The 12,920-nt window shown below is 38.4% G+C and carries 12 protein-coding genes; 2 read left to right on the top strand and 10 right to left on the bottom strand.

Features of this window, described 5'->3' with window-relative positions; all coding sequences use genetic code 11:
• The first annotated feature begins 46 nt into the window (after positions 1 to 46).
• Positions 47 to 634: a YdcF family protein gene (locus H0184_RS22650; RefSeq protein WP_221828808.1), complete on the top strand. Its 588-nt coding sequence runs from the start codon at positions 47 to 49 to the stop codon at positions 632 to 634.
• Positions 635 to 652: 18 nt separating this feature from the next.
• Here the strand turns inward: H0184_RS22650 and H0184_RS22645 are convergent, their stop codons facing one another.
• The 6 genes from H0184_RS22645 to desA form a co-directional block, all read right to left on the bottom strand.
• Complete coding sequence (locus H0184_RS22645; RefSeq protein ID WP_221828699.1) at positions 653 to 1,978, bottom strand: sensor domain-containing diguanylate cyclase; 1,326 nt, start codon at positions 1,976 to 1,978, stop codon at positions 653 to 655.
• Between the two features lie 105 nt (positions 1,979 to 2,083).
• Positions 2,084 to 2,848, bottom strand: a complete 765-nt coding sequence (locus H0184_RS22640; protein WP_221828697.1) for a MerR family transcriptional regulator — start codon at positions 2,846 to 2,848, stop codon at positions 2,084 to 2,086.
• Positions 2,849 to 3,161: 313 nt separating this feature from the next.
• On the bottom strand, positions 3,162 to 4,775 hold the full coding sequence (locus tag H0184_RS22635; protein ID WP_221828694.1) for an acyl-CoA dehydrogenase family protein: 1,614 nt from the start codon (positions 4,773 to 4,775) through the stop codon (positions 3,162 to 3,164).
• 199 nt (positions 4,776 to 4,974) lie between these two features.
• The gene (locus H0184_RS22630) at positions 4,975 to 5,574 is read right to left on the bottom strand and encodes a response regulator transcription factor (protein ID WP_221828692.1); all 600 of its coding nucleotides are present in this window, start codon (positions 5,572 to 5,574) and stop codon (positions 4,975 to 4,977) included.
• 4 nt (positions 5,575 to 5,578) lie between these two features.
• Positions 5,579 to 6,712, bottom strand: coding sequence for a sensor histidine kinase (locus H0184_RS22625; protein ID WP_221828690.1), 1,134 nt, complete (start codon positions 6,710 to 6,712; stop codon positions 5,579 to 5,581).
• Between the two features lie 148 nt (positions 6,713 to 6,860).
• Positions 6,861 to 7,892, bottom strand: coding sequence for a Delta(5) desaturase DesA (desA, locus tag H0184_RS22620; RefSeq protein ID WP_221828688.1), 1,032 nt, complete (start codon positions 7,890 to 7,892; stop codon positions 6,861 to 6,863).
• 306 nt (positions 7,893 to 8,198) lie between these two features.
• On the opposite strand from desA, the gene H0184_RS22615 reads away from it, so the two are divergent.
• Complete coding sequence (locus H0184_RS22615; protein ID WP_313771816.1) at positions 8,199 to 9,269, top strand: GIY-YIG nuclease family protein; 1,071 nt, start codon at positions 8,199 to 8,201, stop codon at positions 9,267 to 9,269.
• 52 nt (positions 9,270 to 9,321) lie between these two features.
• Here H0184_RS22615 and H0184_RS22610 read toward each other — a convergent pair whose 3' ends face one another.
• The 4 genes from H0184_RS22610 to H0184_RS22595 all read right to left on the bottom strand — a co-directional run bounded on the left by H0184_RS22610 (position 9,322) and on the right by H0184_RS22595 (position 12,910).
• Positions 9,322 to 9,930 carry a methyltransferase gene (locus H0184_RS22610; protein ID WP_221828686.1) on the bottom strand — a complete coding sequence of 203 codons (609 nt, stop codon included), beginning with the start codon at positions 9,928 to 9,930 and terminating at the stop codon, positions 9,322 to 9,324.
• 21 nt (positions 9,931 to 9,951) lie between these two features.
• Positions 9,952 to 10,509: a hypothetical protein gene (locus H0184_RS22605; RefSeq protein WP_221828684.1), complete on the bottom strand. Its 558-nt coding sequence runs from the start codon at positions 10,507 to 10,509 to the stop codon at positions 9,952 to 9,954.
• A gap of 3 nt (positions 10,510 to 10,512) precedes the next feature.
• Entirely contained in the window at positions 10,513 to 11,145 is a 633-nt protein-coding gene (locus tag H0184_RS22600; RefSeq protein WP_221828682.1) for an SCO family protein, read from the bottom strand.
• An 82-nt stretch (positions 11,146 to 11,227) separates the two neighbouring features.
• Positions 11,228 to 12,910, bottom strand: a complete 1,683-nt coding sequence (locus tag H0184_RS22595) for a cbb3-type cytochrome c oxidase subunit I (protein WP_221828804.1) — start codon at positions 12,908 to 12,910, stop codon at positions 11,228 to 11,230.
• Positions 12,911 to 12,920: the final 10 nt, after the last annotated feature.

The following is a 12,920-nucleotide window of genomic DNA, read 5'->3' as shown; positions in this document are numbered from 1 at the left end:
TAAAATAAAAGGAAGTATGAGAATGATTAAAGGATTGGTAGATGTTATGAGAAATAGGAAAATCTTATTTTGGGGAGCAGGGCTGTTAACACTAAGTCTGCTGTTATATTTTGGGTTCCTGCATTTGAAGATTAGGGACCATACAAATACTGAGGTACCAAGTCATGCTGACTATATCATAATTCTAGGGGCTCGAGTGAAAGGCGAAGTACCTTCTTTGTCACTTCAAAATCGGATAGATGCTGCAGCAGAATATATGAAGAAAAATAAAGAAACCATTGCGATTGCATCAGGTGGACAAGGCCCAGGCGAAGATATAACAGAGGCGGAATCGATAAAAAGAGGATTACTTGTACATGGAATTTCCAAGGATAGAATAATACTAGAAGATAAATCAACAGACACAGTTGAAAATATCACCTTCTCAAAAAAACTCATTCCGAATAAACTTGAAATAGGATTGCTCGTAACGAACGATTTTCATCTTTATCGAGCCAAATCCATTGCGAAAGATCAAGGTTTGGATTTACAAGGAATACCTGCGAAAACACCAGCGGTAGCCATTCCAAAGTCATACAGCAGAGAATACCTAGCGATAACCAAATATTATCTTGTTAGCTTGTTTAAAAAATAGAAACCGGCCAATTCATCTTTAGCCGGTTTTTGGATTATTATAAATTTGATAGTTATTTCTCCCTTTTTTCTTCGCCTCATATAATGCAAGATCCGCATTTTTAAAAAGCGTTTTCTCTTCTGTATCCAATTGGTTGTAAAGTGAAATTCCAATACTTGAAGTAATTTTTACTTTTTCGTTAGCAATAATCCATTCATCACGGAGAGATTTATGGATTCTATCAGCTATTTCTATGACCATTGTCTTTTCTGTCAACTCGGGTATTAGAATGACAAATTCATCTCCTCCAATTCTAGCAAGGAAATCATTTTTTCTAATCGAGCTTTTCACGCGCTTGGCAAATTCCTTCAACACCTCATCACCAATGTCATGTCCATAAGTATCATTTATTTCTTTAAAATGATCAATATCAAGTGCAAATACCGAAAGCAACATTTTCGTTCGTTTTGCTTTTTCCATCTCTATTTTTAGACATTGTGAAAAGTAAGTTCTATTAGGAAAACCCGTTAATGGGTCATGAAGAGCTAACTCTTTTAACTTATCTTCATATTTCTTTCTTTCCGTGATGTCTTTATATGCCACTACACCTCCATCCCAATTACCATTCTGAGCATAAAGAGGCGAAAACGAGCCAAGAAAATAAATCACTTCACCACTTTTTGTTATTCGTTTTACCTCATGAGAAGTCACTGTCTCGCCGCTTTTTACTCTATCAATGATTTTTCTAATATCTTCCCTATCCTCTTCTGGGATAATACTAATGGACTTATCCTTTGCGAGCTCTTCTGCACTCCAGCCTAATAATTTTTCAAATGCTCTGTTAACGGATACAATATTTTCATTTTTATCAAATGTAAACATGACATCTGCTACACTATTCCAAACAAGCTCCAATCGTTCTTTTATTCTTTGTATTTCATTTTCTTTCTCTCTTTGTTCTGTTAGATTCCGAACAATGGCTAACAAATGGGTACACTCACCGTCCTGATTAAACACAGGCGTTATCGTCGATTCCCAATAAATTACTTCATTTTTACTGTTTTGAGGAGGATTCGAAACCCTAACCATATCTTCGTATTTGATTGGCTTTTTTTTCTCCATTGCTTCGTGGTACTTCCTCTTGACAATATCATAAGCATTTTTGGGGAGAACCTCCTGTATCGGCTTGCCAAAGGACTCATTTGTTAATCCGTAAAGGTCTTTAGCAGGTTCATTTAAGACAACATAGCTTAATGATTTATCAGGATTTACTTTTGTTAAAAAGACTAAATCAGTCATATTATTAATCAATTGATAAAATAGATCGGGCCTGCTTAAAATCTCTAAACTGTATTTTTCTGCCATAATTTCGCCTTTCCATGGAAACTCATATAAATCTATTCCTTACTTTATTCTACACTTATTACTGTTAAAATATAAAGAGCTCACCCAAAACGGGTGAGCCTTCCGCTAGATTTTTTTTCCGGTGTATATATGAATTGCGTCCCTTAGAAAGACTGCGGTACCTGGTTGTTCTTTATCATAATAAGCGGTAAATCTTTCATCATCCACGTACATTTGTGCTAGACCTGCATGAGCTTCCTTACTGTAGTCTTTCCAATAATAAGTTAGCCATTGTTTGTGGAGATCAGCTGCCTTTTGTGCGAGTTCACTTGCAGGGTCTCCTGTTTTAAAGGCTTCAGCAAGTGTATTGTGAATCTGCTCAGCTAGTGCTGTCACTTCTTCATATTGCTCCTGTGTCATGTTCATGACTTTTGCATTAGAGGCTTCAACTTTCTCCTTGCCATATTTTTCACGAATTTCTTTTCCGTACTTTTTCTCATTATCTTCCACCATCTTTTTCTTAAAGCCCTCGAATTTCTCTTTATCAGACATGGTTATTCTCCCTTCCGTGAGTGCGATTGTTTTATCGACATTGCTAATTAATAAATCTAGTTGTTCTCTTTTTTCGAGGAGTTTTTCACGATGCTCCCGCAGTGCCTTTGCCCCATCAAAGGAAGGTGCTGTTACAATGTCCTTGATGCTGTCTAAACCAACCCCCAACTCTCTATAAAATAAGATTTGCTGAAGTGTGTTGACTTCCTCCTGACCATAGATCCGATATCCTGATGAATTAATTCTTGCCGGCTTAAGAATTCCAATTTCATCATAATACCTGAGTGTCCGGGTGCTGACACCTGCGAGACTAGCTAGCTTTTGTATTGTATATTCCATGTGATCATCTCCTCATAAACAACGATACACCTTTACGCAACGTTAAGGTCAATAACTAGTTTGCCTATTTTTTTTAAAATTGCTCCATGGTTGTTGATTTTCGTTCCAGTCACTTCGCTTTCCGCGGGCGACCGCCGAGCCTCCTCGACACTTCGTGTCTGTGGGGTCTCGCCTGTCTCGCTTCTCCCGCAGGAGTCTTCGTGCCTGGAACGAAAATCAACAGTGGTTATAAAAAATCAATATTATTCTTTTACAGAGTAAAAACACTAAGCCAGCTATTTGTGTGGATGACAAATAGCTGGCTCAAAATACCCTATTCTATTTCTGCTAATGCTGCTTCCTGATATGCTTTAAAGAAGGAATCGCAAAAGGTATCCCATTCCTCTGCCGCATTCATGGAGGCTTCACTTACCTCTCCAAGGACTGGTCTTTGGAGTAAATCCTCCAGCTGTTTTGAGAATTCTGCAATAATCTCATGGGGTGCGCCTGCTAATACATTTCGAACAAAGTCAGATGGAGAATACCAATCTGCAACTCTCTGAAGATCACGATAAATTTGGGTGAGAAGCAGATTACGCGGGCCTTCCCACTGTTCATTGACAACCACATCTCGGAAAATTCTTGGCAGCGAGGAGAATTCCTCCATTACCCCATGACCTGCAAAGACGGATATCGCATCTCGAAGGACTTCTGCTCCCTCATTTGTCGCACATATTTTTTGGAGTAAGACGAGTTCCCGTAAATTAAACAGCCTTTTTCGTACTTCTATCGGATGTTCCGAATGAATCCCTGGATTTAAAGGCTTTTCCAAGCGTAAAAAGAGATCATAAATTTTAAATGCCCCTGCGGTTGTTCTTTTGGCTGCGTTTTCAATTTTTCTTAGTTTGCTAGCGGATAATGGATAATCCTTCACCTTTTTACCAAAGACTGTACGGAAATCTCCATAGAGATTTGCTTCCCTCGAGGCCCGCAGCATAAATCCTGCGCAGGCAATTCCTATTTCTAATCGGGACAAGGTTAGAACAATACCCACAGCAACAGCAATTCCTCTATCCTTAGGTCCGATTGGATAGGCAAGTGCACCATTATACTGAATTTCGGCAGTTGGCAGTTCGGCCGTACCAAGTTTCCATTTTATTCGATTAATTTGATAACCGTTGCGTTTTTCCTTCTCCTTATCACCTGGAAGCCATGCTGGAACGATAAATGTTGATACCTTGTTGGTACCTGATATTTTGGCAGTCACTACTGAATAGTCTGCATGTGCTGCTGAGCAGAAAAACTTATTTCCATATAGGCGATAGTTTTTTCCATCCTGTACTGCTTCAAGAACATTTGCAGGAAGGTCTGAACCGCCTTGAATCTCTGTCATAAATTGAGCACCAATTGCAAACTCTCCATTTATCCCTTCTTTTGTATGTAGTAAGATTTCTTGGAGTTCCGGTATTTCATGATTGGGAAATTGATCAAGGAGCGCAATTAACCCATGTGTACAGGTTAATGGACAGGTTACTCCGCCTTCACCAATTTGGTGTGTCAGCATCCTTTTCACAAAGCTTTCCCATGGCGGCATCTTAGTCGAAAACAGCCCTTCTCTAAACACCTCACTCTCTAACTGATGTACTTCAAGCGGGCGGACAATACGGTCAATTCGATGATTAAACGCATCATAATGAAGCATATAAGGGCGAGCCTCTGGTCTCGCATTCCGTTCAGCTAATGTATTCCATTTGGAAGACACCCTCGGTGAAAATGCGAGGATCTTATCGTGTACCTGTTCAAACTGGGTTCCCGTAAACTTCTTCACAGCCTTTTGCAAAAATGGTTCATCACGATACCAGTCCAGATTCTCACGTTTTATGACAAACTCATCAAAACTATACGTATTCTTACCCCTCGTCTCCATTTCATGCGAAGTCAAACTCATCCTAAGCCCACTCCTTTACGTTAAATTAATCATAATATTCAGTCTAATTATAACATGACCTGCACAACAAAAAGAAACAGGAGTAACATCCTGCCTCATTTACTTATATAAAGTGTCCATATGGGGTGGACAGTGTCCACGAGTGGTGCCTGTCACCAAGGTGACACCTTGGTGACAGGCACCGTTTTTGGCACCGTTTTTATTTGAACCAGCCTTTTTCTTTGGATTGTTTGATGGCTTCGATTCGGTTTTTGACGTCTAGTTTGTCTAGGATGGTTGAGATGTAGTTGCGGACGGTTCCTGTTTTGATGCTGAGTTGTTCTGCAATTTCCTGTGTGTTTTTTCCATCTGCGACGAGTTCGAGTACTTCTTTTTCACGGTCTGTCAGTGGATTTTCTTCGGAGTATACATCATCCATAAGCTCAGGAGCGTAAATCCGTTTTCCTTCCATGACTCGACGGATGGAGCTTGCAAGCTCTTCGCTCGGACTATCCTTTAACAGATATCCTCTTACTCCTGCTTTAATAGCACGCTGGAAATAACCAGTCCGCGCAAAGGTTGTTAAGATGATCACTTTGCAGTCCATTCCCTTTATCTCTTCTGCCGCTTCGAGTCCGGTTTTTCCTGGCATCTCAATGTCCATTATGCAAATATCTGGTTGATGCTTCCTTACTAGAGCTACTGCTTCTTCCCCGTTTGATGCCTTGCCAACCACTTCCATATCTTCTTCTAAATTAAGAAGAGAACCGAAGGCGCCCAGCAGCATTTGCTGATCTTCTGCGATTACAATTCTAATCATTTTACTACGCCTCCTCCTTTTCCGACGGCTTTACGTCATTGGGCACTCTAATTACCAAAGTTGTGCCTTCTTCTGTTAAAAGCTCCAAGCTGCCATTAATAAACTCAAGGCGTTCCTTCATTCCTAATAGACCGCTGCCCCTCGTTTCATTATCCTCTTCGCTTTTAAAAACACCATTATCATGGATAGTCATGACCATTTCCTTCCACGATTGAACAATGGAAATAGAGCAAGAGGTGGCTCCACTATGTTTGACTACATTGTTGACTGCCTCTTTTAAACACATGCTGAGGATATTCTCAGTCAATAAGGGAACATTTTTTATGGCAATATCCTGGTTTCCCTCAAAGTTTATTTCTGCAGCCTTCAATATTTGTTTCACCCTGACAATCTCATCTTTTAACCGAATTCCTCTCATGGAGGAGACCATTTTCCTGACTTCACTTAACGCTGTTCTTGCCGTTTGCTGCACGTCCTTTAACTCATTACGGGCCTGATCTGGATCCTTCGTAATTAATCTCCTTGCTAAATCACTTTTCAAGCCGATGAGTGATAGCTTTTGACCTAACGTATCATGCAGGTCACGGGCAATCCGCTGACGCTCCTCCAGCTTTACCAGCTCTGAAATCCGTTTGTTAGCATCCTCAAGTTTCTCTTCAAGCTGCCCCATTTCCTTCTTGTTATGAATATTAAACGGCAGCAAAATGACACTTATCCAAATGATGATGACAAAAGGCAACTGCTTCAGAAAAAGTTCATCCTGTTGTACAATACTGAAATTAATAGAGGCGGACGTACTAATTAAATGAATAAAATATAAGGTTAAAAACGTTACTCTTTCCTTAATATTTCCAATAAAATAGGAGAGAAAAAATGCAAAATACACATAGCTATAGAGGCTGGTCGATGTAATTGATATCCCTATTAAGATAAAAGTCCAGAGATATACCGGCCACCCTTTCGAGGCAAATGCAATTCGATAGAAGATAAAAAAGAGAATCGTAAGAATAATTCCAACGATGATTTTAATAAGCGAGGATGTTTGGAAAATAAAATAAAATGGCAATATGCAAAGAATGGTCCAAATATAAGGTGAGATACCGCTATTTTTCTGGAAAGTCATATACTTCTTTATCATAAAAGAACCTCTTTTTCAGCTTATAATAGTTTGTCACCTTAATATTATCACAATTACCCACTATCTTCATTTACTACTATTTATTCGACTGATACCTCATAGTAGAACAAAATAACGACAAGCCCCTTTTTTTAAGGGCTTGTCGTTTCTAGGCTTTCTCCGGTCTTAGGAACTCTTTCTTTTTTTTCACTAGGACCTTAATCTCTTTAAAGCCAACAAACTTTTTCCCCTGCTCATCCCATAAGCGGAATTTGAGAGAGCTTAGGCTTGTTGCTAATGAAATGGTTGGAACGTTTTGCAATGGCAGTGTATTATTATGTGCTTCCTCCAGCTTATAATTTGGAACCCTTGGACTTAAATGGTGAACATGGTGGTAGCCAATATTTCCCGTTAACCATTGTAAAATCTTCGGAAGCTTATAGAAAGAGCTTCCTTCAACCGCTGCTTTCACATATTCCCAATGCTGATCTTCTTCAAAGTACGAATCCTCAAAGGTATGCTGTACATAAAACAGCCAGATTCCCAGCGAACCTGATATTAAAAAGATAGGAGCTTGCACTAATAGGAATTTCTCCCACCCAAGTGTCACACCAAGCAACACTATTAAAGCTGCAATCCCAAAGTTGGTTATATAGGTGTTCATACGTTCATTAAACCTAGCACCTTTTCGATTAAAGCGGTTTTTAAGCAGAAATACATAAATAGGACCTAATCCAAACATGACAAGTGGATTCCGATATAAACGATACTTTAGTTTTTCCCAGTTCGATGCTGCTAAGTATTCCTCCACTGTCAATAACCAGATATCTCCAGTTCCCCGTTTATCTAAATTACTGCTCGTTGCATGGTGCACCGAATGATCATGCTGCCATTGGTGATATGGGAAAACAGTCAATATCCCTGTTATCGTTCCAAGAATTGTATTTGCTTTCCTATTCTTAAAAAAAGAGTGGTGACAGCAGTCATGGAAGATAATGAAAGTCCGAACCAAGAAACCCGCAGCGAGAACGCAGAGACACAATGTTAGTATGTAAGAAATGGCAAGACTTTGATAAGCAAGAATCCATAGTAAAAAGAAAGGTACAAGGGTATTGATCATCTGCCAAATGCTTGCCCGCAGATTGGATTTTTCATAAGGAGCAACTTGCTTTCTTAAATTCTTTTGGTTTTGTTCCATCATAACTCTATTCCCTTCTTTCATTTTTTATCAAAATTATAGCTTTAACACAACACCATTTTGTAGATATAGCTGTCATGTGCCAAACATGATAAATGTCATATCCCTCCATTACGCGAAGAAAGGAGAAGCTCAACTCCTGAGCCTCTCCTCCCTTTTTTGGGCAATGTTATTTTCTGCTTTCATCGTCATTATTAACCCTGATTTTTTAAAAATTTCACTATTTTAAACAAGGGTTTTACCAGATTGTTATTCTCAATTTGTGTATTTTTTTATGATAAAATAAAGAAAAATCAGGTTTAGGGAGGCGTGGCTATTTTGATAAAAGAAAAGGTAGAAAACCTTCCCTCGACTCCTGGGGTCTATTTAATGAAGGATTCCCGCGGCTCTATTATTTACGTCGGCAAGGCAAAAAATCTTAAAAGGCGTGTTCAATCCTATTTCCAAAAATCTAAAACACATTCGCAAAAGATTATTAAGCTTGTCAGCAATATTTCAGATTTTGATATTCTGCTGACTGATACAGAATTTGAAGCGTTTATGCTCGAATGTAAATTAATTCGCGAGATAAAACCTCTATTTAATAAAATGATGAAAAGTCCCCAATCCTATTCCTACATTGCGATTGATAAGGATAGACCTTATCGTGACATTGCGATCACAAACCATCGGGAGAATCAGGATGGCAGACTTTATTTTGGTCCCTTTCCCAGCAAAGCTAGAGTAGAACAGGCGATTATCGGCATCAAGGAAGCCTTTAATATTCTTTGCAGCAATCCAAAGCAGCAGAATTCACTGTGCTTCAATCATTCTATTGGGTTATGCATAGGGATGTGCGGAGGTGGACCTGCTTTACAGAAATATCAAGCCATAATTGAAGACATCATTGGTTTACTAAATGGTGAGAATAAGATATTCCTTGATAATTTGAACAAGAAAATGGCTGAGGCGGCTGCCGATTTCGACTTTGAAGCTGCTGCCAGGTATAGAGATAGGTTTGATGCCATTCAGTTTCTTCTTCGAAAAGAAAAGGTCATCGAGTTTACTGAGAAAAATAAAAATATTGTGGTCATAGAAAATATAAATGAGGATTTCATTAAGCTCTTTCTAATAAAACGCAATGAAATTCTTTTAAGTAAAGTAATTTCCATTGATAGTGCCGAGGTTTCTCAACTAAGCAGCCTTATCACCACCACCTTTAACGCTGCTTCTTTTCCTTCTGACAGTTCTGTAAAGAGGGATGAGATTGATGAAGCTCAAATTATTTATAACTATCTAAAAAGCACCCAATGCCAGTATAAGACGATACCAGATAATTGGATTACAAAACACAAAGATAAGAACATCGAAAATGCTGTAACGAAATTAATGAATAAATAACATACGATAGCAAAATAGCCCTTCGTGGTCTAAATTAGACTGCGAGGGCTATTTAATAGGCCAAACGATAAATTAAAAATCGCTCATTGGCATTCTTCTCATATATACCTGGAAGATGAATTTCTTTTATTAATTCAAACGAGGTGTGGTTTTCTAGATAAAAGATATAATCCTCAGATGGATAATATAAAATCACGTCTACTTCCCGTTTGAATTTCTCCACTGATACTAAGATATGATTAATGATTTTCCAAAAAATCGGGATCGTAAAAGGGTTGAAAAAATAAAAACGATTATCAAGAGGATTTATTTCATATTTTTCTGCCAAAGTGCACTGAAATTGAATCTCCCCTTTATTTTCTCTCGCTTTTAGTAAATAATTTGCTTTGTTCTCCAGTGCTTCTTCATATAGCTTTTCGTTCATCTCAACCCCTGTAACATTGGCATGAAACAGGTAATGAATAAAGAAGTTGAGTCTTCCTTTTCCACAGCCAAAATCCACTATATGGTCGCTGCTGGTTAATTCATATTCAGCGAATAATTTTTCAAGTGCTTCATAGGGCGTTGGCTCATATCGGTGATAATGGAAGGACTTGTTATATCCCCTTTGATTACCCTCTGTTTCGATATTCAGCAATTCATCATAGTTCGTTTCTTTCATGCAATTTCTCCTGCCTGCCCCTCATTCATATGCGGAAGGGTCAATAAAAAAGTTATAGCCTAAATAAACGATCATTCCAATTGCAGTCAGTAAAAATGCCCAGCCAAGTGTAACTTGCTCAATTACTAGATAGTTATTACATAATTGTACAGGTGACCAGATATATATCCATCCTAAACCTATAAACAGGACCGTAAAACTAATAATAATGGAGTTTTTCCCAAAAGGATTGAGTTTTTTCCAACTGTCTCGTAATGAAATCCCCGCCAAGAAAGGTAAACTAATAAATTTAAATCCTTCTACAAGTGTAGAAGTTAAAGCTTCGTCCATTGTCCGCGGTAACATCCAGTATACCATGAGGATGACAAATAAAGTAATTCCCGGAACCCCATTGCTATTCCACTTTTCAAAAAAGCGAGGAAATCGTTTTTGGAAAAAACGTGCCATTAACATTCCGGCAATGACCAGCATCGGCATTTGCATATGCATATGAATAACCATTAAAGATTCCATAAAATTTGCAACAGGAGGGGTCACTAAGAAAATATATAAAAGTAAACCATAAAATGACTGATTCATAGTTTATTTCTCCTCACTGTTTTCTAGGATGTTAACAACCTTTTGAGCAGCTTCGTCGATTTTTTTGTAATCCATTACATCCATCAGACTGCCTTTTTTATCCACTAAATAAAAAGCAGAATTATGAGCAAAAGTTCCGTTATCATCTGGAATTACAATGACACCAAATGCTTTTAATAAAGAATCTAACTCAGTTTGGTTTGGAATTCTTGCCATCCGCCAGGTTTCTCCATCACTTTTAAAAAAGTCTTTGTACTTGTTTAAAACTGCTGGGGTATCTCTTTCAGGGTCAAAGCTTATGCTTAAAAAAACAATTTCCTCTCCTTTAACGGTGCTCGGCAGTTTATCGTAAACTTGCTTCATATTATATTCTAATTCAGGACAAACAGTGGTACATGATGTATAGAGAAATGTAATAAATACATATTTATCTTCAAATTCAGCGATTGAATATTTTCGTCCCATGCTGTCCTCAAGGGTAACATCAGGGAATTTAGGTTTATCAGCTTTCAGCTGCTGCACTCTCGCAGTTTCAGCGGTAAATGCAGTGAATCCATCGGTTCCCAAATAAAACAAGCCAATTCCAAATAGTAAAACAAGAAAAAATGATATTTTCGTATACCTATTATTGATCATAGAGATCACTTCCAACTCTGTTTTCTTTTTTAAGAAGAAAGAGATAGCCCAAGCTTGGAGCCATCTCTCTTCATCTTTCAAATTACCATGTCTTAAACGGTGGTGATCCTGGAGGTGCATTTACGATAAACTCTGTTAACGGAATGACATATGCCATTGCTACTACGATTAGCATAATAACGATCCATAGACCCCAGCGTTCTGTGATATAAGGAGTTTTAGTTGCGTTATCTTCTTCTTCCGCAATTGGGAATTCTGTATCACCTTTTGGTGCAAAGAACATCATATTGAATACTGCGTATACTTGAAGAATAACCCCGACAATTAGTAAGGTACCTCCAACTGCTAATAACATCAAGTAAGGGTCCCAGCCTAATGCTGTTGCATGATCCCCATAAGTTGTGTAAGAAGTTCTTCTTGGTGAACCAAGCAAACCTACATAGTGCATAGCACCAGACATACAAATCATACCTGCAGTCCAAATCCATGTTTGGATAACACCTAATCGATTGATTTGCGGTGTTAAAACGCGGTTTGAGATAAAAGGAACTAACCAATAACTGATTCCAAAGAATGTCATAACAACTGACATACCTAATGTTAAGTGGAAATGTCCAACAATCCACATGGTATTATGAACAACCTGGTCTAATTGGTTTGTGCTTTGGGCAATACCGCCAGCTCCAGCAGGAATGAAGGCAACCATTGCAATAAATGGAGCTAGGAAGCGAACATCGCCCCAAGGCATTTTCTTCCACCAGCCGATTAAGCCTTTACCGCCTTTTCTTCTCGCTGTACGCTCAAATACTGCAAATAGTGCGAATGCTGTCATTAATGATGGGAATCCAATTGCCAAACTCATAAATACGTGCATGAATTTAACTACTTCATTAATACCTGGGTCAATGATTTGGTGATGGAATCCACCAGTGATGTTCATTATAACTAGAGCGATAATAACCACACGTGTTAGTAAATCACTCCAGCGCTTTCCGCCAATAACTTTTGGTACCACTACATACCATGCAGAAACAGCTGTTAGATACCAGATATTAACCAAAGTGTGCCCAAAAGCCCAGAACAGTGTTCGAGCGACCATAACATTGATCGTGTCGACCCAGCCAAATACCCATGGAATAATCATAAATAGTACTTCAACTGCTACGAACATTAGAGCGAAAAATAATAGAACGAATACACCAGTTGCAAAGTAAGATAGGATTGGAACATGCTGTCCTTTATGATTTTTTCTCCAATTCGCTACTTGGATAAATGCTCCAATACAGCACGACCAAACACCCACTACGATTAATGCTAAACCGATATAAAATACTGGGTGTGCAGCCATCGGTGGATAGAAGGTGTACATTACCGATGCTTCATTCATTAAGATTGGAATGACAGCTAATACAAATCCTGCAAGCTTAATGAAGAAACCAATCCATGCCAGCTTTCTTACTTTGGGAAGAAGCCCCCCTAAATTATGAGAAAGTGCTGCATAAAAGTATCCAATCGTAAAGAATGCTGTTAACACGAGGATTAGTAATAATCCGTGTGCAGTCAATACTTGATAATAATTAAACCAACTTGGCAGCTCTAACAATCCTGCTCTGTTTAAACCTTGTAATAATCCTAAAAATCCGCCAACTAATAATGCGATAAATGCTACAGCTATATATGATTTCGATAGTTTTGCATCTTCTGGGTGATATCCCAGCATTTTATTTGCTTTATCTTTAAAACCTATTTTTAAATCTGCTTCCATTTTCATCTGC

It is taken from the genome of Neobacillus niacini (genome assembly GCF_019749295.1).
In the GTDB taxonomy this organism is placed as follows: domain Bacteria; phylum Bacillota; class Bacilli; order Bacillales; family Cytobacillaceae; genus Neobacillus; species Neobacillus niacini_D.
The sequence above is the reverse complement of the archived record's forward strand: the minus strand, read 5'-3'. Positions and strand labels throughout refer to the sequence as shown.

Coding starts and splice junctions, on each gene's coding strand:
- H0184_RS22650 (WP_221828808.1), top strand. CDS start 47: ATGAGAAATAGGAAAATCTTATTTTGGGGAGCAGGGCTGTTAACACTA.
- H0184_RS22645 (WP_221828699.1), bottom strand. CDS start 1,978: ATGGCAGAAAAATACAGTTTAGAGATTTTAAGCAGGCCCGATCTATTT.
- H0184_RS22640 (WP_221828697.1), bottom strand. CDS start 2,848: ATGGAATATACAATACAAAAGCTAGCTAGTCTCGCAGGTGTCAGCACC.
- H0184_RS22635 (WP_221828694.1), bottom strand. CDS start 4,775: ATGAGTTTGACTTCGCATGAAATGGAGACGAGGGGTAAGAATACGTAT.
- H0184_RS22630 (WP_221828692.1), bottom strand. CDS start 5,574: ATGATTAGAATTGTAATCGCAGAAGATCAGCAAATGCTGCTGGGCGCC.
- H0184_RS22625 (WP_221828690.1), bottom strand. CDS start 6,712: ATGATAAAGAAGTATATGACTTTCCAGAAAAATAGCGGTATCTCACCT.
- desA (WP_221828688.1), bottom strand. CDS start 7,892: ATGATGGAACAAAACCAAAAGAATTTAAGAAAGCAAGTTGCTCCTTAT.
- H0184_RS22610 (WP_221828686.1), bottom strand. CDS start 9,930: ATGAAAGAAACGAACTATGATGAATTGCTGAATATCGAAACAGAGGGT.
- H0184_RS22605 (WP_221828684.1), bottom strand. CDS start 10,509: ATGAATCAGTCATTTTATGGTTTACTTTTATATATTTTCTTAGTGACC.
- H0184_RS22600 (WP_221828682.1), bottom strand. CDS start 11,145: ATGATCAATAATAGGTATACGAAAATATCATTTTTTCTTGTTTTACTA.
- H0184_RS22595 (WP_221828804.1), bottom strand. CDS start 12,910: ATGGAAGCAGATTTAAAAATAGGTTTTAAAGATAAAGCAAATAAAATG.